This window comes from Roseovarius sp. MMSF_3359, assembly GCF_030733385.1.
In the GTDB taxonomy this organism is placed as follows: domain Bacteria; phylum Pseudomonadota; class Alphaproteobacteria; order Rhodobacterales; family Rhodobacteraceae; genus Roseovarius.
Map to the genome: position 1 here is coordinate 55,560 of NZ_JASHJC010000008.1, position 25,194 is coordinate 80,753.

General features: G+C 60.8%; 21 protein-coding genes. 7 read left to right on the forward strand and 14 right to left on the reverse strand.

The genetic code is table 11. The features are described 5' to 3' along the window. Positions 1 to 11: 11 nt before the first annotated feature. From RBB29_RS12840 to RBB29_RS12855, 4 genes are read right to left on the reverse strand one after another with little or no spacing between them, the layout of a single operon-like run. Positions 12 to 1,046 carry an extracellular solute-binding protein gene (locus tag RBB29_RS12840; protein WP_306116461.1) on the reverse strand — a complete coding sequence of 345 codons (1,035 nt, stop codon included), beginning with the start codon at positions 1,044 to 1,046 and terminating at the stop codon, positions 12 to 14. A 19-nt stretch (positions 1,047 to 1,065) separates the two neighbouring features. Next, positions 1,066 to 1,875 carry an ABC transporter permease gene (locus tag RBB29_RS12845; protein WP_306116460.1) on the reverse strand — a complete coding sequence of 270 codons (810 nt, stop codon included), beginning with the start codon at positions 1,873 to 1,875 and terminating at the stop codon, positions 1,066 to 1,068. Next, entirely contained in the window at positions 1,875 to 2,804 is a 930-nt protein-coding gene (locus tag RBB29_RS12850; RefSeq protein ID WP_306116459.1) for an ABC transporter permease, read from the reverse strand. Before RBB29_RS12850 ends, RBB29_RS12845 begins: the two co-directional genes overlap by 1 nt. Then, positions 2,804 to 3,907, reverse strand: a complete 1,104-nt coding sequence (locus RBB29_RS12855) for an ABC transporter ATP-binding protein (RefSeq protein ID WP_306116458.1) — start codon at positions 3,905 to 3,907, stop codon at positions 2,804 to 2,806. The genes RBB29_RS12850 and RBB29_RS12855 overlap by 1 nt, the downstream gene beginning before the upstream one ends. A 76-nt stretch (positions 3,908 to 3,983) precedes the next feature. On the opposite strand from RBB29_RS12855, the gene RBB29_RS12860 reads away from it, so the two are divergent. After that, positions 3,984 to 4,772: a helix-turn-helix transcriptional regulator gene (locus tag RBB29_RS12860; protein WP_306116457.1), complete on the forward strand. Its 789-nt coding sequence runs from the start codon at positions 3,984 to 3,986 to the stop codon at positions 4,770 to 4,772. A gap of 45 nt (positions 4,773 to 4,817) precedes the next feature. On the opposite strand, the gene eutC is transcribed toward RBB29_RS12860, so the two are convergent. Together eutC and RBB29_RS12870 are read right to left on the reverse strand one after the other, a co-directional pair. Beyond that, positions 4,818 to 5,810, reverse strand: a complete 993-nt coding sequence (gene eutC / locus RBB29_RS12865) for an ectoine utilization protein EutC (protein ID WP_306116456.1) — start codon at positions 5,808 to 5,810, stop codon at positions 4,818 to 4,820. A gap of 48 nt (positions 5,811 to 5,858) precedes the next feature. After that, complete coding sequence (locus tag RBB29_RS12870) at positions 5,859 to 6,743, reverse strand: hypothetical protein (RefSeq protein WP_306116455.1); 885 nt, start codon at positions 6,741 to 6,743, stop codon at positions 5,859 to 5,861. 209 nt (positions 6,744 to 6,952) lie between these two features. Here RBB29_RS12870 and RBB29_RS12875 point away from each other — a divergent pair, with 209 nt between their 5' ends. Then, positions 6,953 to 8,017 (forward strand): DMT family transporter, encoded by a 1,065-nt coding sequence (locus tag RBB29_RS12875; RefSeq protein ID WP_306116454.1) that lies wholly within the window; start codon positions 6,953 to 6,955, stop codon positions 8,015 to 8,017. Between the two features lie 192 nt (positions 8,018 to 8,209). Further along, positions 8,210 to 9,286, forward strand: coding sequence for a DMT family transporter (locus tag RBB29_RS12880; protein WP_306116453.1), 1,077 nt, complete (start codon positions 8,210 to 8,212; stop codon positions 9,284 to 9,286). Here the strand turns inward: RBB29_RS12880 and RBB29_RS12885 are convergent. The 4 genes from RBB29_RS12885 to RBB29_RS12900 form a co-directional block, all read right to left on the reverse strand. Continuing rightward, positions 9,273 to 10,430, reverse strand: a complete 1,158-nt coding sequence (locus RBB29_RS12885; RefSeq protein WP_306121163.1) for a glycosyltransferase — start codon at positions 10,428 to 10,430, stop codon at positions 9,273 to 9,275. The two genes, RBB29_RS12880 and RBB29_RS12885, sit on opposite strands and share 14 nt — an antisense overlap. Before the next feature lie 375 nt (positions 10,431 to 10,805). After that, positions 10,806 to 12,296, reverse strand: coding sequence for a D-alanyl-D-alanine carboxypeptidase/D-alanyl-D-alanine-endopeptidase (dacB, locus tag RBB29_RS12890; protein WP_306116451.1), 1,491 nt, complete (start codon positions 12,294 to 12,296; stop codon positions 10,806 to 10,808). An 86-nt stretch (positions 12,297 to 12,382) separates the two neighbouring features. Further along, positions 12,383 to 13,018, reverse strand: a complete 636-nt coding sequence (locus RBB29_RS12895) for a nicotinate-nucleotide adenylyltransferase (RefSeq protein WP_306116450.1) — start codon at positions 13,016 to 13,018, stop codon at positions 12,383 to 12,385. 21 nt (positions 13,019 to 13,039) lie between these two features. Next, positions 13,040 to 14,281: an alpha/beta hydrolase gene (locus RBB29_RS12900; protein ID WP_306116449.1), complete on the reverse strand. Its 1,242-nt coding sequence runs from the start codon at positions 14,279 to 14,281 to the stop codon at positions 13,040 to 13,042. 247 nt (positions 14,282 to 14,528) lie between these two features. On the opposite strand from RBB29_RS12900, the gene RBB29_RS12905 reads away from it, so the two are divergent. The 3 genes from RBB29_RS12905 (at position 14,529) to RBB29_RS12915 (ending at position 19,149) form a co-directional block, all read left to right on the forward strand. Continuing rightward, complete coding sequence (locus RBB29_RS12905; protein WP_306116448.1) at positions 14,529 to 16,328, forward strand: GGDEF domain-containing phosphodiesterase; 1,800 nt, start codon at positions 14,529 to 14,531, stop codon at positions 16,326 to 16,328. Positions 16,329 to 16,508: 180 nt separating this feature from the next. Then, complete coding sequence (gene ettA, locus RBB29_RS12910; RefSeq protein WP_306116447.1) at positions 16,509 to 18,164, forward strand: energy-dependent translational throttle protein EttA; 1,656 nt, start codon at positions 16,509 to 16,511, stop codon at positions 18,162 to 18,164. Positions 18,165 to 18,168: 4 nt separating this feature from the next. Beyond that, on the forward strand, positions 18,169 to 19,149 hold the full coding sequence (locus RBB29_RS12915; protein WP_306116446.1) for a PIN domain-containing protein: 981 nt from the start codon (positions 18,169 to 18,171) through the stop codon (positions 19,147 to 19,149). A 246-nt stretch (positions 19,150 to 19,395) separates the two neighbouring features. Here RBB29_RS12915 and RBB29_RS12920 read toward each other — a convergent pair whose 3' ends face one another. From RBB29_RS12920 to RBB29_RS12935, 4 genes are all read right to left on the reverse strand, one after another. Continuing rightward, positions 19,396 to 19,917, reverse strand: a complete 522-nt coding sequence (locus tag RBB29_RS12920; protein WP_306116445.1) for a hypothetical protein — start codon at positions 19,915 to 19,917, stop codon at positions 19,396 to 19,398. A 141-nt stretch (positions 19,918 to 20,058) separates the two neighbouring features. Continuing rightward, complete coding sequence (locus tag RBB29_RS12925) at positions 20,059 to 20,349, reverse strand: hypothetical protein (protein WP_306116444.1); 291 nt, start codon at positions 20,347 to 20,349, stop codon at positions 20,059 to 20,061. 165 nt (positions 20,350 to 20,514) lie between these two features. Continuing rightward, entirely contained in the window at positions 20,515 to 22,968 is a 2,454-nt protein-coding gene (locus RBB29_RS12930; RefSeq protein WP_306116443.1) for a Hint domain-containing protein, read from the reverse strand. Between the two features lie 386 nt (positions 22,969 to 23,354). Beyond that, positions 23,355 to 24,029 (reverse strand): VPLPA-CTERM sorting domain-containing protein, encoded by a 675-nt coding sequence (locus RBB29_RS12935; RefSeq protein ID WP_306116442.1) that lies wholly within the window; start codon positions 24,027 to 24,029, stop codon positions 23,355 to 23,357. A gap of 462 nt (positions 24,030 to 24,491) precedes the next feature. On the opposite strand from RBB29_RS12935, the gene RBB29_RS12940 reads away from it, so the two are divergent. Continuing rightward, a complete protein-coding gene (locus tag RBB29_RS12940) occupies positions 24,492 to 25,046 on the forward strand; it encodes a L,D-transpeptidase (protein ID WP_306116441.1) in 555 nt (184 codons plus the stop codon). The last annotated feature ends 148 nt before the right edge of the window (positions 25,047 to 25,194 follow it).

Here is a 25,194-nt window from a genome sequence, read left to right on the forward strand (position 1 = left end):
GAGGCGCCTTGTCACTTCTTCAGGTTGGTCCAGATCTGGTCATAGACCTTCTGGGTTTCCTGGTCGCAGACCTCGACAAAGACGGTGTTGATCCCCTCTGGCGGGTTCTGCTCGGGCATGGTCTTGAGAACCTCGTCGATATGATCCTCGGCCCCTTTTACCCCGGACTTGTAGCGCGCGAAGTTGGTCACGGCGCCCATGTTTTCGGGCTCCAGCAGGAAGTCCATGAACTTCAGGGCATTGTCGCGGTTGGGCGCATCCTTGAGCAGGACGACATTGTCCATCCAGACGATCAAGCCCTGGCTCGGATAGGCATATTCGACATTCGCGCCCTCTTCACGCGCCTTGGCACCAAACCCGTTCCAGATCATGCCCGCCGCCGCATCGCCGGAAACGAGCACGTCCTTGGCGGTGTCCGAGTTGAACGACACCCAATTCTCTTTCGATGCCTGCAACAGATCATTGAGCGCCTGGAGCTGATCGCGGTCCTGGGTGCATTGCGGCACGTCAAGATGCAGGGAGGCGAGCAACATCACCTCACCCTGACTGTCGAGGATGTTGATCTTGCCGGCCAGCTCGGCAGGCGGGTTGAAGATGATATCGGTGGTGTTGATGTCGCCCTGATAAGTGTCGCGGTTGACCATGAAGGAGGTCGACCCCCACTGGTACGGGATCGAGCTTGCCCGGCCCGGATCGAAGCTGGGGTCGGCCCATTCCTCGGCGATGTTGCCGGCATTGGCCAATTCACCCTCAGCGATGGTATCGAGCATCCCCTCACCGGCCATGATCTTGACCATGTAATCGCCCGGCACGGCCAGGTCATAGGTGCCGATACCGCCCGCCTTGAGCGAGGCGAGCAGCGATTCATTGGAATCGAACGTGTCCATGACCACATCGATGCCGGTCTCGGCGGTGAACTTGTCCAGCAATTCCTGCGGGATGTATTCAAACCAGTGGTAGAGCACCACCTGCCCTTCGGCGTGGGCGGCTTGCGCACCGATGCTGAGCGCCAGGGCCGCAGCGGTTGTTTTCAGCAGATTTTTCATAGTTACCTCCTTGTTTTGGTTATTTGGCATTGTCCGATTTGCTGATGAAATATGAGATCGTGACCATGACGACCGACACCGCAAGAAGCATGGTCGAGATGGCCATGATGTTGGGTTTGATCCCCTGCTTGACCGCACCGAAGATCGCCGTCGGCAGTGTCTCGACCCCGGCGCCCTTGACGAAATTCGTGATGATGAAGTCGTCGAGCGAAATGATAAAGGCCAGCAGGAACCCCGAGATGATCCCCGGCATCATGAGCGGCAGGAGGATCTTGGTGAATGCCTGCCGCCTGGTCGCGTAAAGGTCCATCGCAGCCTGTTCGTAGCTGTCTTCGATCCCCTGCATCCGCGCGGAAATCGGCATGTAGGCAAAGGGGATGCAAAACGCGATATGGGCCAGAAGGATCGTCGTGTAGCCCCGCACGAAGCCGATCGAGTTGAAGAAGATCAGCGTCGCCACGGCGGTCACGATTTCCGGCACCATCAGCGGCAGGGAGATCAGCCCGAAAGACAGCGTGCGCAGCCGGAAGGTGCCGCTCCGGATCATGCCGGTGGCCGCCAGGGTGGCGATGGTTGTCGCCGTGGTTGCGGCGATCAGTGCGATGGTGAAACTGTTCCACGCCGCCCGCTTGTACTTGTCGGCTTCGACGCCGGTGAACACATCGACATACCACCTGAGGCTCACCCCTTCCCAGTTGGTGATCGAGTTGCTGGCGTTGAAGGAATAGACCGTAACGACAATGAGCGGCGCATAAAGCAGTGTGAGGCACAGGATCGTCATCGGCAAAAAGCCGGGATAGCGCCGGATATCATGGGTGCGACGGGCCATCAGCCGGCTCCCTTCTGCGCCCGCGCCTGCTGGCGGGCGAGGATCAGCAGGATGATTAAGACCATGGTCAGAAGTATCATCGCCGATGCCGCGCCAAAGGGCCAATTACCGGCGTTGCCTTTGAACTGCTCTTCGATGAGCGAGCCGATCATGAAATTCTTGGCGCCGCCCAGAAGATCCGGCGCGAGGAACGAGCCGAGCGAGGGGACAAAGACCAGGATGCAGCCCGCGATGACCCCCGGCTTGACCGCCGGCAGCAGCACGCGGCGCAGGGTGGTCCATTTGCTGGCGTAAAGGTCGGCGGCCGCTTCGGACAGGGTGAAATTGTAGCGTTCGACCGAGGCATAGATCGGCAACACCATGAACGGCAGGTAGGAATAGAACAGCCCCAGTTGCACCGCGAAATTGGTATTCACGATCCGCAGGGGATCGTCGATCAGGCCGGTCGCAAGCAGCAGGTCGTTAAGCGGCCCCTGGTCGCGCAGCACGAATTTCATCGACACGGTCCGGATCAGCAGGTTGACCCAATAGGGGATCGTGATGAGAAACACCCAGAGCGGGCGCACACGCTCGGGCCGGGTCGCGATGAAATAGGCCGTCGGGAACCCGATCACGAGGCTCAGAATCGTGGCGGCACCGGCCTGCCAGATCGAGCGCCAGAAGATGTTGATATAGGTCCATTCGATGGCGCAAGGTTCGTCCCCGAAAAGGCCCCTGTTGCAGAAGAACTGGTCATAGGCCGCAAGCGAGAATTCCCAGATCACCCCGCCGCGGAATTCCTTGGTCAGGAAGGAATAGACCAGCATCATCGCGACCGGTGCCAGCACGAGGATGGTCAGCACCGCCCAGGCGGGCAGTAAAAGCCATGTCCGTGCCTCCTTGTAGGTGTCGGAGCGGGCCGAGCCGCCGGATGCCGCGCCTGCCGCCATCAGTCCACCAGGAGGCGCGCGGCCCCCGCCTCCATGTTGACATGAACCGCGCGGCCTGGCTCGAAAATGCGGGCATTGCCGCGGTCCGAATTCGATGAGCGCACGGTGATGTCGGGGCCTTCGCGCAGGGCGACGATGGTCTGGATATCCGTGCCGACAAAGATGTTGTCGCGGACGGTGCCTTCGAGGCTTTGTGCCTCCGTCGGCCCGTCAGACAGGAAAAGGCGTTCTGGCCGGATCGACATGTGGACATGGGCGCCCTGCCCGATCCCCTCGACCGCATCGCAACTAAGGATGTAGCCACCACCAAGATCGCAGGTCGCGCGGTCGTCCTTGACCTCGTTGACGGACACTTCGAGCAGGTTCGTCTCGCCGATGAAATCCGCGACAAAGACGTTATGCGGCGCCTCGTAGATATCGCGCGCGGCGCCCAGTTGCTGCAATCGCCCATCGGACATGACCGCGATGCGGTCCGACATGGTCAGGGCCTCTTCCTGATCGTGGGTTACGAAGATGAAGGTGATCCCGGTTTCGCGCTGGAGCGCCTTCAACTCGTACCGCATCGCCTGGCGCAGCTTGAGATCAAGCGCAGAAAGCGGCTCATCGAGAAGCAGCACCTTGGGTTGCGGCGCCAGCGCACGGGCCAGCGCGACGCGCTGCTGCTGACCGCCCGAAAGCTGCGAGGGCTGCCGGTCGGCAAAGCGCGAGAGCTGCACCAGTTCGAGCATCTCGCCCGCCCGCGCCCGCGCCTCGGCTTTCGAGCGCCCGAGCATTTCAAGCCCGAAGGCCACGTTGTCCGTCACACTCATATGCGGAAAAAGCGCGTAGTTCTGAAAGACCGTGTTGACGGGCCGCTTGTTGGGCGGCAGCGTTTCGATCTCGTCCCCGAAGAGATAGATCTCCCCTTCGGTCACGTCCTCGAACCCCGCAATCATGCGCAAAAGCGTGGTCTTGCCGCATCCCGACGGGCCAAGCAACGTGAAGAATTCATTATCCGCAATGGTGAGCGAGATATCCCGCAGCGCCGTGAATGTGCCGTAGCGTTTCGTGACGTGGTCGATACTGACCGCAACAGTATCGGCCGCTGACGCTGTATTTCCCATTGCCTATACCCCCTAAAGCGGCAAGATTAGGTTAAGAACTTCTATGAGAGGGGTATATACCCCCGGAGTGGTATAGATGGATACGCCCACCCCCGCCGAAACCCACCTGGCGCAGACCATTGACGCGCTTGGACAGGCCGATTTCACCGAGGCGATGAACCGGTGGCTGCAGGCCGAAATCCGTCAGGATAATTGCACCATCCTGGCCTATTTCGACGGGCGCCGCCCCCTGTCGCTGTCGCGGAGCGCGACGACCAACGCGGTCCACAGGAATTTCGAAAAGACCTATGTTGCAGGTGCTTACCTGCTGGACCCGTTCCACAACCTGCATGTCAACCGGGCGGCGGCGGGCGTTTACCGGCTGTCGGACATCGCGCCGGATCAATTCCATCGCAACCCCTATTTCCTCGACTATTATTCGGCCACCACCCTGCTGGATGAAATCGCCTTTGTCACCTATCCGGCCCGCGATATCTCGCTGCATATTTGTCTTGGCCGCGACCGAAGCTCCAAATCACGCTTCAATTCGAAGGAGTTGGCAACAGCGCATCGGATTGCGCCTATCGTCCTGTCGCTCGCCAACCGTCAATGGGCGGGCCTCGCGGCGCAAGGTGATTATTCCGACACCGCCGTGACCGACCGCCTTGTTGCCTCGCTGGCGCGAACCCATGGCATCAAGCTCAGCCAGCGCCAGGCGGAAGTGGCCTTTTTCATCCTGCGCGGTCATTCATCCGTGTCAATCGGGCTCACGCTCGGGGTCAGCCCGCAAACGGTGAAAGTCTTCCGCAAGCAGCTTTACCGGAAATGCGCGATCAGCTCACAAGCGGAGCTGTTTCGCCTGATGCTGCCATTGCTGAGCGAGTGAGCCGCCCACCGGGCGGGACGCAAATCGCTGCGTGGTCGCAAACTCTTAGCTGGAAACCACCGTCCCCTTGCCCGCCTGCGCCGCCCGTTGCCGTGCGAGGGTCGCGATGGCGGTGTCCTGCACGCCGGTTCCGGTCAGGTCCGCGATGGTGATATCGCGGTCATTGGCGCGCCCGGCGGCCTTGCCCGTGACGATATCGCCAATTTCCGGGAATACGTCGTCAGGCGAAAACAACCCGGCCTCGAGCGCGGGCCGCAACTCACCCAGGATGGCGGTTTGGGATTGCCGGTCAGGCACATAGAGCGCCGCCCGCGTCAGGCAGGCGGGGTCCAGTTCGCATTTATGCGCCTGATCCGATCCCATGGCGGTGATATGTTGCCCGTCCTCCAACCAGTCCGACATAAGCACAGGCTGAGCCGCGGGTGTGGTTGTCACCACGATATCGGCCCCCTTGACCGCCTGCGCCGCCTCGGGCTGCGCCGTTACCTCAATGCCAAGCTCGCGGCGCAACTCATCGGCGGCTTGCTCAGCCTTTGCCGCATCGCGCGCCCAGATCACTGCCCGGGTGATGGGCCTCACCAGCGTCAGCGCCTTGAGTTGCAGGCGCGCCTGCATCCCCGCACCAATGATGCAGGCCGATGACGCCTCGGGGCGGGCCAGATGCCGGGCGGCCACAGCACCGGCGGCGGCGGTCCGAACCTCGGTCAGATAACCATTGTCGAGCAAAACCGCCTCGACCTGGCCGGTCTTGGCGGAGAAAACCACCATGATCCCGTTCGTCGATGGCAGGCCCAGGGACGGGTTGTCGTAAAACCCCGGCGACATCTTGATCGTGAAGCTCTCCGCCCCGGCGATATGGGCGGTTTTGACATCGACCTCGCCATTGCTCTCGGCGATGGCCATCGACATGATCGGCGGCATCGCGACATTGCCCGCGGACAGGGCCGCAAAGCCCTGCTCGACGCAATCGACAACCGCCACGTCCAGGGGCACCAGCGCCCGCAAATCCGCTTCGGTCAGAATGTTGATGTCCGGCATCGCTCTCCCCCTGCTATCACGGCACCCTAATGTCCATGGCGCACCCCGTCACCCGGCGGATGCCGCGACGGGCGAGACCGGCCAGTTTGCCACCGGGGTCGCCTCCGCCGCCGGGCGGGCCAGGAAAAGCTGCGCATGGAAATAGCCGGTTGTTTCATACCCGTCGGTCTTGTGGCCCCGCGCTTCGGCATTGGCGATGGCGCGGGCCTGTTCGTCGGCATCGGCAAACCGGCGGTGCCGAAACGGCGGCACATCGAGTGCCTCGACCGTCAGGCCATGACCGGCCATGATTTCCATCGCCTCGGCGGTGTCATTGCCGCGGATCGGGGCCGTGATGACCCAAGGCGCGCGCGCCCCTGCCCCGCTCAACACCCGGTCGAGTGCGGCGGGCAGCATATGGGCCACGCTGCCGCATTCGATCACGAGGTCGGTCGCGGCCAGCGCCTCCTGCAAGGCCGGGCTCGGCGCATCCGCCTGGAGGTTTTCGGGGAAAACTTCATCAAAAATGCCCACCGCACGGGCATAGTCGAGCGCCTTGTCGGCAATGTCGATGCCAAAACTCCGGTCCTCCTGATCCCCGCGGCGATGCCCGGCGAACCAGTCGCGGTCGGCGGCGATCACCGCCTCAGAGGTGGCATCGTCAAACCACGGATCGCGGTACCGGGTCAGCACGTCGTCCAATGACACCTCATGGCGCGTGAGCGCCCCGCCAATACCATAGCCGCTGGCGAAATCCATCACCCCGGCGGAGGTGAGCCCCCGCACCCGCTTGAGTTCGGCCAGGACCGCCCGGAACGCCGCTGCCGCATAATGCGCCGTGCGGAACCCCGCATGATCCATCGCCCGGTAATAGGCGCGGCAATCCGGCAGGTTATAGATATCGTCAAAAATGGTGACGATCTTTTGCGCGCGCTCGCCCTGGTTCTCGATCATTGTTTCTGGCCCTAATCCTATTCGGTCAAACTTGCAGTCAGACGCATATAGGCACAAGCGCAAATCACCCCATCGGGTATGTCGGTCAATCGCAGAGTTGTGAATTCCCGCAAGGGTTGAAACACGTTTGCGTTCCCTGACCGGAACGTGAGGCCATCGTGACCCCGGGCGGTTGTAGGCTGCTCTCAACGCCATCGGGGACAGTTCAGATGACCTATACCGACAGCAAAGCCACTCATGGAATGATCGCAACGGGCAAGGCCCCGACGGGCCTGCCCTTCCTCACCATGGGGGCCGGCTTTGCTTGGATTGCGGTGCTGGTCTATGCCTCGTCCAACTCGATCGTCACGCTTCTGGTCGATATCGGCCGCGCCAACCCGGTGGCGGCCGGGCGCAACGCGATTACCTATTGCAACCTGCTTTTTCTGGGCTCGCTGATTTCCGTCATCCCGATGATCGCGATCTTCCACCGGGATTGGACCCGCAAGAACCTGCGCCGCTTGTCACGGCGCGATTGGGGCATCCTCACGGTCTCGGCCTTCCTGTCCTCGGCTGTGACACCGGGGCTATTCTTCTACGCGCTCGAACACACGACCGTCACGAACGTGGTGCTGATCGGCCGGATCGAGCCGCCGCTTTTCTTGCTCGCTGCATGGCTCTTTCTCAACGAGGATCTGAACCCCTGGGCCATGTGGGCGGGGTTGATCGCGCTCATCGGCGCGGTGTTGATGATCGGGATGCGCGGCAATGGCGCGCTGTTCCAATTCGGCGCCGGAGAGCTTGCGACCATTGCCGCCACGCTCTCGTTCATCGCCTCGACCATCGTCACGCGGGTGGGCCTGCGTGGCGTCCCCTTGGGCATCTTTTCGATCTACCGGACGGTGCTTGGCGCGGGGCTTTACTTCCTGCTGGCAATGTACCTCTTCGGACCGGCTCATTTTCAGGACCTCTTTGCCCCCGTCGTCCTCAAATGGATCTGGGTCTATGCCATCGTGGTGATCGTGATCGGGCAGTTTTCCTGGAATCTCGGCCTGAAATATGCCCGTTCCGGCGACGTGTCGCTCGCCACGTCGTTTTCACCATTGGCCGCAATCGTCTTTGCCATGCTCCTTCTGGGCGAAGATCCCGGACCGGGCCTGATCCCCGGGGGCGCCGTGATCCTGACCGGGATCGCCATCGGCCATTTCGGGCGCCGCCGCACGCGGCAAACCCGTCGCCGCGCCAGCAACCTCGCCATGGAGCATGAAGGAAAGCTCAATTTCAAAGGTGCCTGATCCGCGCCATCAGCCTGTTTTTGTTACATCTCGCCACGCTGGCGTGACCCCAAACAGGCGTTTTGCAACAATGTTTCGTAGCCTGACCGCAACGTGATGGCTTTGTGACGGAACCGGGCCGCCGCACCGCTTGACCGGGCAACATGCCGCCTCGTAAGCAGGATGAAATCAATTATTTAGGGGACATAAATCATGAGCACCGCCAGCACGCAGCCCGATACCGGCATGTCCAAGGCGCTGATGGGCGCGGTCCTCGTCTGGGTGGCGGTCATCGTCTATGCCTCCTCCAACTCCATCGTCTCGCTTCTGGCCGATATCGGACGGCAGAACACCGTGATGGGCCGCAACGCGGTGTCGCTGTGCAACCTGCTCTTCCTCGGCAGCCTGATTTCCCTGGTGCCGATGGTGTTCATGTTCTGGCGGGACTGGACCCGCGAAAACCTGCGCAAGCTCAGCCGCAAGGATTGGGGTGTCCTGACGTTGTCGGCGTTCCTCTCCTCGGCGCTCACCCCGGCGCTTTTCTTCATCGCGCTTGACTATACGACCGTCACCAACGTCGTGCTGATCGGTCGGATCGAACCGCCGCTCTTCCTGCTGGCCACGTTCTTCATCCTCAAGGAGAAACTCGACCCATGGGCGTTCGCCGCCGGGCTGATCGCGCTCGTGGGCGCGGTGGTCATCATCTCGCTCAAGGGCGGGGACACCGCGTTTACCTTCGGCAAGGGAGAGATCGCGACCGTCTTCGCCACGCTTTCATTCATCGCCTCGACCCTCGTCACACGGCTGGGCCTCAAGGGCATTCCCCTTGGCATCTTCTCGATCTACCGCACGGTGCTGGGGACGATCATCTATTACTTCCTCGCGCTCTATCTCTATGGCCCCAACCACTTCCAGGACCTGTTCCAGCCGATCGTGCTGAAATACGTTTGGGTCTACGCGATCATCGTCATCATCATCGGGCAGTTTTCGTGGAACCTCGGGCTGAAACACGCGCGCTCCGGCGATGTGTCGCTGGCCACGTCCTTCTCGCCGCTGGCGGCGCTGGTCATTGCCATGCTGCTTCTGGGCGAAGACCCCGGCGCAGGGCTCATTCCCGGCGGTCTCATCATCGTCTTCGCCATCGCCGTGGGGCAGTTTGGCCGGATCAAGACCCAACGCGCCGAACGCCGCGCCGAGGAAGAAGCCGCCCGCCGCGAGGCAGCCAAGGGCAAGCTCGACACCGACGAGGCGCTGGCCCACGAATCCCGCATCAACTTCAAAGGGGCCTGACGCGGAACACCTCCCGCATGGGGTCGTCGGGCGCTGGCACGCCCAGCTCCTGCAGCAGATCCGTCTTGATCTGCGCGCCCCTGGCAATATCGACGCCCATATCCGCTTTCAGCGTAGTGTCGGGGGTGTCCGCCATCAGGAGGAGCTGTCGCATCTCGGCTTCCACGCGGTCGGCAAGCATTTGCAATGCCGATTGCAGCGGCTTTCCATCAACCGCCGCCTCGGGCGCGATGAGCCGAATGCCAGATGCCGTGGGTGCCGGGCGAAATGGAATGACCCCGGCAAGGCTTTCGATGTGGACCGTCGGCAGCATCTCCAACGCCGCGCGCAAGGCCGCGGCCTCTGCATCATCGGCGCGATCAAGAAAGATGCTGACCCGCCCCCCTGCCCGCGCATGGCTGGCAACCGTACCAAGACAACCGGTGGCGACCTGCGCCGCCGTCTCGGCCAGCACCACTATTTCCCGCGTGATTTGCAGATCCCGCTGACGCAGGAAGAACGCCATGATCGTGTCCGACATGGCGCTGTAATGCGCACCGTCGCGCGGGTTGTTGTCGAGCCGTCCGATATCGACCTCGGTCACCTCCGCCCCGGCGGCATGGACCCGCAGCATCACGTCGATATCGGCGGCGTAATCCCCGATGATCTCGGGCAGCGCGATGAGTGAGCGATCAAAGGCATAGATGCCCGAATTGGGCGCGTTGAGCCCGCCAAGCGCGGGAAACATCTGCCGCAGCGCGGGCATCACCAGGTAGCGCGTCATCGGCATCGCATCGCGCGGATCCTGCCATTGACCCTTGATGAGCCCGACGCCCGGCGCACGCGCGGCGATCATACGGCTGAACAGAGAGGTGTCGAAGCGGTCGAGATCGGCATCGACCTTCATCACCCAATCATTGCGCGCCGCGATGAAGCCGGCGCGGATCGCATGCCCCATCCCGGGCCGCGCCTCGGTCACCACCCGGCCACCGGCAGCACGCGCCACGTCTGCGGTGTCGTCGGTCGAGCCGTTATCGACGACCACAACTTCATCCACCAGTGGCATGGCCGACATGGTCTCAATCACACGGGCAATGGTCGCGGCCTCGTTCCGGGCAGGAACAATCACTGAAACGGGAAGAGCTTTCGGGTGGACAGGGGTCAAAGTTACCTCTCATGACTGTTCTTATGTCTAGACCGCAGGCGACACGGCCACAAGCAGGCGCTTTCCGGATCACCGAGTTGTGCAATAGGCCACGAGGTGAACGGCCAATAGGCGAGATGCCTGCTTTGCGAACAAGGCGATCCTTCGGTCATCATTGAAACAGAGGGCATCGCCCGACCGTGGGTGGGCGCCATGTAGGTTGTTCATCGCACTTTATGGTTTAGCTTACCTCCAACAATCGTCGGGATTGAGACGGTGACGAAGCGCCCGCCCATGGGGCGGTCGGGCGCTGCCCGGCGGCGCTGCGCGCCTTGATTCCGGGCTTGAGCAATGTCCAACATGGACTCGAAGCAGTAACTCGATTTCTTAACCAAACTAACTGCCGTAGACCGTCCCCCAGCGTTCGATCAGCTTCTGTTGCAGCCTCTTGGCGCGGCTGTTCCAGCTTGATGCGCCGGGGGGGCGGTCGCCGAGTTTCTTGGGCAAGGCGTCACGGCGGTCCGTATCAGCGGCAAAGATCGCAAAGGCCATCTCCTTACCATCCGCCGCGGTCAAATAGCCCGCGAGGCCACTGACGAAATAGAGCGTGCCGGTCTTGGCCGCGACCTTGACCGGGTGGTTCTTGTCCTTGCGCCCCTTCGCATCCTTCAGCGTGATTGGCTTCAGGATCGGCTTCAACGCGCCGTCCCCATGCACCGCCGCCAATGCCTGCGCCGTGGCCTCCGCCGAGAGGCGCGATTGACTGCCAAGCCCGGAATGATCCACCAGCCGCGCTGCTTTCATCCCAAGCGTTTCCCGCGCCCAGTAGGACATTTCGCGCGCCGAGGCGCGGATGCTGTCCACCTGTCCCAGCCGCGCCTTGCTGGCCATCAGCCCGACCAGTTCGGCGGTCAGGTTGGTCGAGTACTTCAACATCTCGCGCAGGATTTCCGGCAATGCGACGCTCTGCCGGGTGACGAGGATACGGCCGCCCGGATCGTCCTTCACAACTTCCGGCTTGGGCAGCACGATCCCGTTGGAGCGCGCCAGCGTGCCAAAAACTTCGCCCGCATAGGCCTCGGGCTTGCGCACAGGCAACCAGCGTGATCCGTTCTTGCCCAGAAACTTGCGCGCGACGGTCCAGCTGTCGAAACTGCCGCCATCCGTGTAGGTATAAACCGGCCCCTTGCGATCCATGACCAGCATCCGCGCAACGGTGACATCGGGGCGGTACTTGGCGGTGCGGGCATCCATCGTGATGGTGTAGTCCTTGGTGCCGCGCTTCCACTGGAAATGCACCCGGTTGTAGTTGAGGTTAAGCCCGGAGACCGACGGGTTGTAAGCCACCTGGTCGGGCTGATCCTCGTCAATCGCGCGGGTGAAGGGCAACACCCCGCCATAGATCAGGAAACGACCCTTGATCTCGCGCACACCGGCCTCCTTGAGCTGCTGCGCCATCTCGGCCAGGCCATCCGTGTCGAGCGACGGATCTCCGCCGCCCGCCAGCACCAGATCACCCTGCAACACGCCATTTTCCAGCGGCCCCGTCGCCCTTAGCCGCGTCGTGAAGCGGAACCCGGGACCAAGCGCATCGAGCGCGTAGAGCGCGGTCAGCGCCTTTGTCACGCTGGCCGGAGGCTGACCGGAGCGCGCATTCACGCCCTCTAGCTGTTTGCCGGATTTCACATCGACCACCGCGCAACCGACGCGCCCGCCCAGGTTGGCCTCGCGGATCAAAACCTCGGCACCGGTCGGCGCCGGGGGCCGCGGCCCATCGGGGCGCACCTGCGGGCGCAGGGACACGGCCGGCGCACCGCCAAATGCCGTGCTCGCCACACCGCCGAAAACGCCGCTCAGGATGAAGCGTCTTGTGACTTTACTGCTCATGGGCGCAAAATAACCTCAGGTGACTGATACAGACAATCCGCTTTCCACTTCACATACCGTTCAAATTCGCGGCAGTTGCGCAGCGGTCACCGTGCCGCGCCCTTTGGCCACTGCCCTTTTGCCCGCAGCCCCGTGGAAGAGATCGCGCGCATCGGCATGTTGATGAAGCACCAACATGGGGCGTCCGCGCGGGCCAGCAAGTGGCTCATCCGCCCTGGCAGGCGGGCATGGGCGTAAATCCGCGCGGGCTTGGACATGCGCGCCGAGATCCGCTGGCCCGGCCGAGCCAGCACACCCACGGGCACGCTTTCCATGATCCAGCGCCAATCCTGCCACTGGTCAAGCTGCGCCAGGTTGTCCGCCCCCATGAGCCAGACGAAGCGCACGCCCGGATGGGCGGCCTGCAACGCCGCCAGCGTCTCGGCGGTATAGCGGGTGCCGGCGTGGCTTTCGAAATCGCTGATCGCGACGCGAGGGTGATCCATGATCGCCCGACAGGCCGCCATGCGTTTTTCCATCGGGGCGGGGCCACGGGGTTTGAGCGGGTTGCCGGGACTGACCAGCCACCAGACCTGGTCCAGCCCGAAGCGTTTCAACGCCTCACGGGTCAGGTGGACATGCCCGGCATGGGGCGGATCAAACGACCCGCCCAGCAGGCCGATCACCTGCCCGGCCCGTGTCGGGGGTGTATGGCGGCGCGTCATCCGCAGCAGCTCCGGCATTCTGTCGGCCTGGTCATCGCCTTACCTGTCCACCGGGACGAAGGTCACCTCTGGCACCTGTTCAAGCATCCAGAAATTTGCAGCTATGTGGCTGAGGTTACGTTCCGGGCTGCCCGGGGCGGCACCGGTTTTCAACAGGGTGACGATATCCGAGAGGACCACCGGGTTTTCGCGGAAATAGGAATGACCCCGCGGAGACACCACGCCGCTTACATCTATGAAATGCACGTTGCCGACACGGCTCAGGATCTCGCGTTCACCTGGGTCGAGATCGTCATAAGAGAGCCGCCCGAACCGGGTGCCGGAATTGACCGCCTGCGCCAGCCCCAGCGCCCCGTCAGACGGGTTCATGTAGACCGAGATGCGCCCGAAGGCGGGGCCGAATTTCTCGGCGATCAACCGCTGCCGCACCACGCCGAAATCAAGGTCAGGTGCCGCCAGCACCAGGTTGTCGACCTTCAGAACCTGCCGCGGATCCCGCCCGGCAGACCGCGCGGCGATGACCATTTCGCGCAACGCGGTTGTGGTCACATCTGTGCCGCGGCTATGGGCAATCACCTGTATCCGGCGCAGGCCGCGCACCCCGCCCAGAAGGCGCAATGTCTCCTTGAGGTGAAAGATCGAGAACTCGCCGCTTTCGCGATCCTTGAAATAACCGAAGAGGCCCGGATTGTCCGCAGGCCAGGTGTAGGCGATCGGTACCGCGCGCTGCTCGCCCGCCTGCCAGATATTGGCCATTGTCGACAGGGCGTCGTCGAAATCATTCTTGTAGCCATGCACGAAGAGGACCACCTCATCCGTCGCCGATGCCCTGAGCGCCGCGCTGACCTCGTCCTGAAACGCTTTGGCTGCGCGGCCATATCCCGACCGGGCGTCGCCGTCGTCAACGATCCTGCCCTGCTGCAGCGAGAACGGCAGCGGGGTCGTCGGGAACCGCACCCGCTCCGAGACGCCGTGCACCCGGATCAGGCGGTCACCGGCGCTTCCCGACAGCCGGTCAAACCCGACATCGGCGCTGCCAAAGGCCATCGAAGAACTCCGGGCAAACCCATATCCGGCCCCCGCCCCATCGGCGGCGCGATCGGTCACGTAGTAGATCTGCGCCCGGTCCGGCGCCTCGCTCATGTTGGGGAAAACGGTGGAGGTCAGCACCGGCACGGTTTCGCAACCTGCCAGCAAAAGCAGTGATGCCAGCGACAGCAACACATGCCGTAACAGCGCGGGTCGCATCCCGCCATTTCCGATCACCCCCGCGCGTTTCATCCGCGACCGCCCTCATGGTTGATAGCTCGCCCGACTATCACCCAAAGGCGGCGGCGCGACAATGCCCGCCGCGATACTGACCCACACCCTGTGGCACAAAGCATTCAATTTTAATCGTTTTTCGAGGCCTGCGAGGCCTCAGTGCCATCCATTCTTAACTTACGCGCGCCAAGGTGTCCGGGAATTAGGACATCCAACCCGGGGAAGAATTGTGGCGCGACGGACCCACAATGGAAAAACTGCACCGATGACACGCGATCAATGCAGCCTGCCCGCGGCAATCCTGGGTCAGATTGCAGAGAATATGCGTGACGCCATTTGTATGCAGGATATGCAGGGGCGCGTGGAATGGATGAACCCGGCCTGCGAGCAGATGTTCGGTTGGACCCTGGAGGAATTGCGCGGGCGCGAGGTGATCGACTTCGTCAGTGTCCCGGGCAAACGCCACCTCGGCCCCGGTGACAAGCCTTTCCGGTACGATGTCGACAGCCGGATTTTCGTCGATCCCATCGTGACGGAGTTTCAGCGGCGGGACCGGTCACGTCTCTGGGTGCAGCAGACCTTTTCGTTGATCGGTGACACCGCCAAGGCGGAGCCGCAGAAAGTCGTCGTGACTTGCCGGGACATCACCGCCCTTGTGCGCGCGGAACAAAAGCTGCGCCAGGCCCACGCCAACATGAGTTTCGCGGCCACCCATGACACCCTGACCAAGCTGGCCAATCGCACGAAGCTCGATGAATTCTTCAAGTCAGAAGAGATTGTTGCCGCACTCCGGGCGGCCAGCATCGGCATCGTCCAACTGGATATCCGACGCTTCAAGGACATCAACGACACTGCCGGTCATGCGGCGGGGGACGCCATGCTCCGGCATGTGGCGGCCGCGCTTCAACGCAACTGCCGCCAAGGCGAATTGTGCTGTCGCATCGGGGGGGATGAGTTCCTGCTGATCTGCCTCGACTGCGGCACCGAGGACGAATTGACCGAGCGCGCGCAGGCGCTTCTGGAGGATGCCACGACGCCTTTGCCCTGGGAGGGCCGCCAGTTGCGAACTTCCGTCTCCATCGGCGCAAGCCTGGTCTCCGCCACCAATCAGACTGGCGAAGAGCTTGTCCAACAGGCCAACCTGGCGCTCGTGACCGCAAAACGCGAAGGGCGCGATCAGATCGCCCTTTACCAGGCGGCCATGGGCCAGAAATACCATGCCGACATGGTGCAGATCGAGGAAATCAGGACCGCGTTGAGAGGCGATCAGTTCGAGATTTACCTGCAGCCGCAGGTACGTCTTTCCGATGCGTCGCTTATCGGGTTCGAAACCCTGATCCGCTGGAACCATCCGGCGCAGGGTGTGCTGAACCCCGGACAATTCCTGCCGAACACCGAGGCAGCGGGTCTGTCCGCTGATCTCGACTATGTCGCGATGAACCTCTCGCTCGACGCCAAAGCGCGGCTGCACGAGGCGGGGTTCGAGAACCAGCATTTCTCCCTCAATGTCTCTAGTTCCATCCTGGGTGACGTGAATTACCCGGGCCTTCTCGACTGGGCCATGCAGTCGCGCGATATCGACCCCCGGACGGTCTGCATCGAAGTTCTGGAAACGACCATTCTTGACGGCGGCGGTGTCGAGATTGCAACGGCAATCGACCGTCTCAAGCGGCTCGGGGTACGCATCTCCCTCGACGATTTCGGCACGGGCTATGCGGGGCTCGCCCATATGGCGAATTTTGACGTTGACGAGATCAAGATCGACCGGTCGATGATTTCACGCCTCGCCGAAGATCCGCGTAACCGGATGGTCGTCCGATCCATCATTCGCCTGTGCGGCATGTTGGGAATCGGCGTGGTGGCCGAAGGGGTGGAGACAAACCAGCAGTTGGAAATCCTCCGCCGCACGACATGTCCCCTTGTCCAGGGGTTCGGCGTTGCACGGCCAATGCCCGTCGACGATGCCATCGAATGGCTCCGTTCATCGACGCCGATCCCTGCCCCCCTCCGTTTCGAGAGCGCGCCGAAGGCAGATATCATCCCGCTGACCGCCGCGAGCCAATAGACGCCGCTCCTTCGCACGGGTTTCTGACGCATCGCCGGGGGTCATCGCGATTACATGACCGCGCGATGCGATGCCTTGCCGATTTCCCCCGCAGATTTCGCCCACGACCGGCGCTCAAAAGGTTGAAACCCGCCGCACGCCCCCGTAAACCCGTGCGAACATCTACGGCGGAGTTGGATCATGGCAGCCTATCAATACGTCTATCACATGCAGGGGGTCTCCAAGACCTATCCCGGTGGCAAAAAGTGCTTTGAAAACATCAACCTGTCCTTCCTGCCGGGTGTGAAGATCGGCGTGGTTGGCGTCAACGGCGCCGGTAAATCCACCCTGATGAAGATCATGACCGGCCTCGACACCGATTTCACCGGCGAGGCCTGGGCCGCCGAAGGCGCACGGGTGGGTTATCTCCCGCAGGAGCCGCAGCTCGACGAAGCCTTAAGTGTGCGCGACAACGTCATGCTGGGCGTCGCCGCGAAAAAGGCCAAGCTGGACCGGTTCAACGAATTGGCGATGAACTATTCGGACGAGACCGCCGACGAGATGGCGCAGCTTCAGGATCAGATCGACGCCGAGAACCTCTGGGATCTCGACGCGCAGATCGACGTCTCGATGGAGGCGCTGCGCTGCCCACCCGACGACGCCGATGTCAAAACCCTCTCGGGCGGGGAAAAACGCCGGGTCGCGCTTTGCAAACTGCTGTTGGAAGCGCCCGACATGCTGCTCCTGGACGAGCCTACCAACCACCTTGACGCAGAAACCATCGCCTGGCTGCAGCAGCATCTTATTGATTACAAAGGCACAATCCTGATTGTCACCCACGATCGCTATTTCCTTGACGATATCACCGGCTGGATCCTCGAGTTGGACCGCGGCCGCGGTATTCCCTATGAAGGCAACTACTCCGCCTGGCTGGAACAGAAGGCCAAACGCCTGGCTCAAGAGGCCCGCGAGGACAAATCCAAGCAAAAGACGCTGGAGCGCGAGCTCGAATGGATGCGCCAGGGTCAGAAGGCCCGGCAGGCCAAATCCAAGGCCCGGATCAACGCCTATAACGAGATGGCGGCGCAATCCGAGCGCGAAAAACTCACCCGCGCGCAGATCGTCATCCCCAACGGTCCGCGCCTCGGCGACAAGGTGATCGAGGTCGAGGGCCTCAAGAAAGCCATGGGTGACAAGCTCCTGATCGAAGACCTCTCCTTCTCGCTGCCGCCGGGCGGGATCGTCGGCGTGATCGGCCCCAACGGCGCGGGCAAATCGACGCTCTTCAAGATGCTCACCGGGCAGGAACAACCCGATGCGGGCGCGATCAGCTATGGCGACACGGTGCAACTTTCCTATGTCGACCAGTCCCGCGATGACCTGAACCCCAATGAAAACGTGTGGGAGGCCATCGCCGACGGGCAGGACATCATCAAACTGGGCGACGCCGAGGTGAACGCCCGCGCCTATTGCTCGGCCTTCAACTTCAAGGGCGGGGATCAGCAGAAAAAGGTCTCGCTTCTCTCGGGCGGCGAACGCAACCGCGTCCACATGGCGCGGCTTCTGCGCGAAGGCGGCAACGTGCTTCTGCTCGACGAGCCGACCAACGACCTCGACGTCGAAACCCTCCGCGCTTTGGAAGACGCACTCGTAGATTTCGCCGGCTGCGCCGTGGTCATCAGCCACGACCGCTTCTTCCTCGACCGCATCTGCACGCATATCCTTGCTTTTGAGGGCGAGGCCCATGTGGAATGGTTCGAGGGGAACTTCGAGGATTACGAAGAAGACAAAAAACGCCGCCTAGGGGCCGATGCGCTGGAGCCGAAACGGATGAAGCACAAGAAGTTTGCGAGGTAAGGTTTTGGCTAGGAGACTGTTCCTTGACGCAAACATTTACCTTTCGTTCTACCTGACAGGAAAAGATGACCTAGATGAGCTGGCAAAAGTCGCAAAATTGATAAGCGACGAAGAGATAGTCTTGTTCTCCAACGATCAGCTTAAGAGAGAGGTCTATAGAAACCGAGAGGCAAAGATCGCGAGCGGTTACGATGTTCTGAAGTCCAAAAATTTTGGACGCGAGTTCCCAAAATACTGCAACGACTACGAGGAAACTGAAGAAATCAGAAGGCTCCTGAAATTGGTCGGAAAAGAACACGCAAAACTGATGGAGAGAGTTGCTGAAGGAATAAAAAATAGGTCTTTGAACGCCGACATTTTTATTGATGGACTATTTAGTATAGCGACCGAGCTGGGATTCGAGCCGGACACGATTGCGAAAGCAAAAGATCGGGTGGCTTTTGGAGATCCGCCAGGGAAACGAAACTCGCTAGGTGATGCAATCCACTGGCAAATCTTGTTGGAGCATTCGGGAGATGGGGACCTCGACATTGTTTCCTTGGATGGCGATTTCACTTCACCGCTTTCGACAAGCTCAATCTCCGAATTTTTGTTTGACGAATGGAAGTCTAAGAAACACTACGGGCAAGTAGAATTGTTTTCGTCCTTGTCGGACTATACTAAAGCTCGATTTCCAGAAATAAGGCTTTCCGATGAATTCAAGAAAGACGAATTAGTGACGAAATTGGTCAAGTCGCCGAACTTTTCAACAACTCACGATACCATCGCGAAATTGAATGAGTTTGACCACTTCACCAAGGGTCAAATTAGGATGATTTTTTCAGCATTGACTAATAATCAACAAGTGAACTGGATATGTACTGATAGTGACGTTCTGGAATTTTATAAACAATTTCAAATGACAGCTGGGCATTTAGACTGCTCCACATTGCAGAAAGCGGAGAGTGAGCTCGGGCTGGAGGCTGACTACTTCATTCCGTTTTGAGAGAATTGGCAGCAATGTGGTATGCGCAGAGTAGAATGCGTGCTCGCACGCACCTTTCTGCGCTTCTCACACCATCTCACACCCCCGCGACACCCTCTGGTGGAATAAGGCGCGGCTTCCCACGTTATCTAGTGAAAGGAGGCCCGTTGTGACTGTGCAAAAGGATCGACCCAAACGCCGGGAATTGCCGCATCCGCCGATGACCCGCCGACCGCTGCCCTTTCGCTTTACTGACTGGGCAGCGATCTAAAGCCGCCGGGCCATGCGTTCGGTCTCGTCCAGAACGCCGTTCAGCGTCCGTTTGCCCTTGCCCCAGGCGAACATCTGGCCCTTGATCTCGCTCGCGCCGATGACCTCGGTGCCGTCTTCGCCCAAATCCATCACGTCGAATTCGACCTTGCCGCCGAGAGACAGAATATCGCTTGGCATGTTGCCCATCAGCATCGCGCCCCGGCGGGTGTCGGTGGCGGCGGAGAGGCCGGTGTCGCCGGTGGTCATGGCCATCACCATCGCCCTGAGCACGATGTCATAGGGGTCGCGGAAGTGGCGCGTGACTTCTTTCTTGCTGGAAAGCCCCATGCTCTTGCCCAGTTGTTCGCCCACCAGCACCGCGCCCAAGAAATCGCTTTTGTCCATATCCGCGGCCCCTGCCAGGCCGGCGGTGATGGTCGATTTGCTATCGCCCGCCTTGCCCGAGGAGGTGCGGATGCCCTGCTGGGCCAAAACATCCTGAACGGAAACTCTTTTGCTTGTATCTTGTTGTGCCATGTCTTTGCCGCCAAATATCTTGCTGAAAAGGGCAGTATAGCGCAGATATCCCATCGGCACCAAATGGCGGGCGCAGGACGCCAGTGATCGGCCCCCTTGCCCGGGGACAGGCGGGGGCGTGCTGCGGAGGGTGGTTCCGGCTCAGACCTCGGCGACCACTTCACCCTTCATCTCGCCGGTCAGGCGGATCAGATCCTCGGTATGGACCTTGGCGCGGACGGCTTCGATGGCGGCTTCGGCGGCGTCCCGGGTGACCTTGTCGGGCCATTCGGTGATTGCGGCGGTGGTGCGGTCGCTGGTGCGCAGGACGGTGACGGCACTGGCCCCCAACTCCTTGAGCGCGGGCAGGCGTTTATCGCGGATGTTGCGCAAGGTGGCGTCGTAATCCACGCCATCGCCGACTTCCCAGGTTGTGATTGTCACATAGGGCATCTCGCCCTCTCCCATGATGTCATGGGGATAGTATACACCAATTGCCGGCTTTTTCGTAGGGGTGCCAGGGCATCGGCGCGTAAATCCGAATTACCGGATACGCGCTAATATATTGTTTTTGTACGACTTATGCGTCCAAAAGACCCTGACTTTCGCCCCATCTCTTTAGCCCACCAACCGGTGCCGCGGGACCTCCTCCAACGCGATGCGGCGTTTGAGATAGCGCCGTGCGGCCGCGCCATACCAGGCCTCGGGGGCATCGAAGACGCCCTGGTTCAACGCGGGGAAAAACCCGGTCAGCTCCCGGCATGACGTCCTGTCCATGCCCGCCAGCGCCATCTTGCCCGGGTAAAGGCTTTCCGAGCGGGTGTTTTCGGCAAAGATGATCTGATGCTGATCGAACAGCAGATGGATATAGGTGACGTGCCGCCTTCCATTTGCGACACGCACGGGATTGCCCCTGGCCTCGGCCAGGAACTTTGCGCGCACCAGTTGCTGATCAGGCATTAGCATGCCGTGTTGGGGCGAGACCAAGAGGTCACGCTCCGCCCCCATCACACCACGGCGGATCAGGATCGGACGCAGGTGCGGGTTGGCCGCCAGTTCCAGCGGCCCGAGGTGCCGTTTGCCGATCCAGCGAATGGGCTGCGGGCCGTTGTCGAGCGTCGTGACCAGGTCACCAACCTTCAGGTCGTCGATCAGCCGATCGCCCATGGGGGTGCGGATGGCGGTACCGGTCGTGAAACAGACCACACCAGTGTTTTCCTGCGTGAAGCTCGAATTGTCAGCACTCGCACCCTGCACCCGCATGGAGCCGGAGCCGAATTGCGTGTTGTCCGAATAGTCCGTGCTGCGGCCCTTGCTGTCGAAAGCGTTCGACTGGTTGAGGATACCGTCATCGGCCTGGTCAGCGTAAAGCTCCGACAGGTTGTCGTAATAGCCGCTGAGGTCGATGAAATCGTTGTTGCTGCTGTCGCCGTCGTTCAGCGTCCCGGTATTGCCGGTGTTGAAGTCCGTGATCGTGTCATGGCCATCCCCGGGGCTGTAGGTAAAGACGTCATCCCCACTGCCACCGGTCAGCAGATCATCCCCCGCCCCGCCGCCGACGGTGTCATCCCCTTCGCCGCCGTCGACCTCGTCATCGCCGGCCCCGGCAGTGATATCGTCAGCGCCGGTACCTCCGTCGATGGTATCGGCCCCTTCCCCGCCATCGACCTGATCGGCGCCGGTCCCGCCCGACAGGCTGTCATCACCGGTGCCGCCAAAGATCGTGTCGCTGCCGCTGCCGCCGCTGATCGTGTCATCGCTCGTTTCAAGCGCGGTGGTCGAATAACTGATATCCGTGACCGAGTAATCCGACCCGTCGGTGCCATCGGTTTGCAGCTTCGCGGTGAACACCAATTGGTCAAACGCGCCGAACCCGTCGATATCGACGGTACCCGAGCCGCTGCCAACGCCATCTTCGGTAAAATCAGCCTCGGCGACCAGCACACCGTCGTTGTAAATCTCCCAATGTCCAACCTCGCCGAAACTGTCGGTAAAGAGCGATTGGAAGCTGAAACTTGCCGCGGTGATGTCATTGTCGAAGTCGACGATCAGCCGCTCGGAGATGCCCGACGCCTTGTCGAACCCCAACTGTTCATTGACCCCGCTGTCGGAGTCCGACACCGCGCCCGTGGCGCCGAGGCCCCCAGAAAAAGTTGACACATTCGCGGTACTGGCCGCAGTCAGCGCGCCATTTTCGACATTCTGCGCGGTGACGGTATAGCCTTGGCCGACCTCGTCGTAGTTGCCCGTTCCGATCGACGTGTTTTTGGAAACGACAGCGTCATCGCCCCCTGTCAGGGAGTCATTTCCATCGCCGCCGTCGATGGAATCGTCGCCGCCCTGGCCGTGGATCGTATCATCGCCGGTGCCGCCGATCAGCGTGTCATCGCCATGCGATCCGGTGACCGAGTCGTCATCAGCGCCCGCATCGACGTAATCCCCTTCATAGGTCGCCGAGCCATCCTGCTGATTGCTGTCGATGGTATCATCACCGGACCCGCCAAAGACCGTATCGCTGCCTTCGCCTGACGAGATCGAGTCGTCGCCCGCGCCCGCATCAATCGTGTCCGAACCGCTGTCAGAGGTTAGCGTATCATCGTTGGTCGTACCGGAGATGTCATTGTCCGCATCCTCGTTGTAGGACTGATCCTCGAGTTCGGAGTATTCGGGCGCATTGTCTTCATCGACATTGTTGGTGTTGCTGACCGTGTAGGTGTTGCCGGGCTGAACCGGGCCATCGGCGATATAGCCCACATGGGTGCCGCCGATTTCGACGCGGTAAAGCCGTACGGTGTTGCCGTTGCCATCTGTGAGAACATAGGCTTCTTCGAGATAAGCCCGGCCGCTTGCCACCTGGTTGCCGGACGCATCATAGACAACCGCCGTCTGCTGGTCTTCATCATCGCCGGTTTCGTTTTCATCCGCGTCACCCTCAAACGAGGAATCGTCATCGGTGATATGAAAATCAAGCGCATCGTCCCCCCGGTCCCAGCCGGGATCGAGTTGCATCTTGCCGGGTTCAGGCGACGTCCAGGCGTCCGGATCAAATCCATAGAAATAGTGGGTGGGCATCAGTCACCTCTCCTGCTCAAACAAGGCCAGAGCAGCCAAAGACGCGCCTTCGCCGAAGGGCCGCAAAGCTCACTGATCTTTACTGCCCGCATCTCTGTGCCATCCTGCTTGCACTTTCAAAACCCGGATCCGGGAACCCGGGCTTCTGCTGGGGCACAATCAAACGTGGCAGGTTGGAAATATGGTTAATCGGACCGCTAAAAACCGAATTAGACTTCTAAAATTTTAGCTTTTTCTCGGCGGAGCAGCAGCGCAGCCAATCGCGCATCGGGTATCGGGTAGCGCCGCGGCCTTACGATCAGTTGAAAGCAACCAATGGAGGCGGCGCATAGAAAAAGGCCCCCTGCAATCGCAGAGGGCCCAGAACTTTCAGAAGTCCGCTTGGATCAGGCTTTCTTACGGAGTTTCCGTGCGAAGCCAAACCCACCTACGCCTGCCAGAAGGAATCCGAAGGACGCCGGAAGCGGAACAACACCGCCGCTGCCGCCATTGTCTTCATAGGCGATGCGCAGGTCCAGACCGTGACACTTGCCAATGTTCTTTCTGCAGAACCTGTTGCCGTTCTTGACCGAGCGATACTGCTTGGTGTCACCCCACAGCGCGATGTAGTTTTTCGCGCCACCGGTTACGAAACCGTTCGGCTCACCGCCGGCGTAGGATTCATCGTCAAAGATGAAGTCCAGCGAGTACCCCGCCCAGCTGCCGCTGGTGAAGTCGAACGAGATGTTGCCGAACAGACCGCCTGCGCGGCTCACGGAGCTCATCAGCGAACCCATGGCCGAAAATGCCGACACGTTGCCGTTGCTGCGGTTCTTGATCGTACCGTCGAACTTGATGTCGCCGGTGACAGTGTCAAACGTACCGCCGGTGATCGCGCTTTCTACGTCAGCGACGATCTTGCCGTTCATGCGGCCTTTGTTTTGCAGATGGATCATCGACGAGTTGAAGCTGTTAGCGTTGAAGCTAAGGACTTCGGTCAGGTCGAGGAGAGCTGCACTTGCGCTGGAAGCGCCGAGGCCGACAGACAGAACTGCAGCCGTAAATAGATGCTTAATCTTCATGGTTACCTCTTTCTACTCACCAATCTATGGTCCCTCTTAGCATAAATTCGCCTCAAAAAAACCCCAAATTGGCGGAATTGTGCCGTAATTTGGCAAAAACACCCTATGGTTGAACAAAACACTTGACGGAAAGCGCCACAGTTTACGAATCGACACCAATTTCGCCGTTTCGACGAGATTGTTTTCGCGGCTGCGACATCACTGAAATCGACCAGCAAGATCCGCGCCAGAACCACCAAAAGTGATTCCACTTACACTGATGTACTTGATTTTATTCAACTATTCACAAATTCACTGGGGCAATCGACCGGGTTGGGCCTTTGTCGCGTGATTCCCCTCCCGCCGATCCCTCGGGAACCTGTTGCCCGTGTGCAACCATATCCATCCTTCACCGGTTTTTGATTTTCTTAGGCCAATATCGCCTCATATACCTTTCGCAGACGACCAAGGGGAACCGAACCAATGATGAAACGCCGCCATTTCCTGGCCAGTGGCATCGCTGCCGCCACGCTGCCCGCCTCCGCCCGCGCCTTTGAGGTTGCGCCGAAATTCAGACCGCAGGAAGTGCGGATCAGCAGCAAGTACCAACCCGGTCAACTTCTCGTGCTGCCGCGCGCCCATTTCCTGTACCTCGTGACCGAGCCCAACAAGGCGCTGCGGTATGGTGTTGGCGTCGGCAAGGCCGGGCTTGAATTCACCGGCACGGCCACGATCTCGGTCAAGAAGAAATGGCCCACCTGGCGGCCCACAAATGAGATGATCGAACGCGACCCGCATCTTTATGGCGAGTTCATCGATAATGACTATGTGCAGCCCGGCGGCCCCGGCAATCCGCTTGGATCGCGCGCGCTCTACCTGTTCCAGAATGGCCGCGATACCTATTTCCGCATCCATGGCACCACGGCGCCCCGTTCCATTGGGCGCTCGGTCTCAAACGGCTGCATCCGCATGATCAACGAACATGTCAAAGACCTCTACGAGCGGGTACCGATCGGCACGGTTGTCACCGTCCTCTGACCCGCCAGGCACCTGTCTGACCAAGTGAACGCCGCGCTCTGACGCGGCGTTTTGCTGTCAATTGGGGTATTCCGGACTTTACAGGGCAAGGCGCTCCCTTGAGCCATTTTTCGCCCCGCGCCGCACCACTCCTGGGCCATTATCGGCC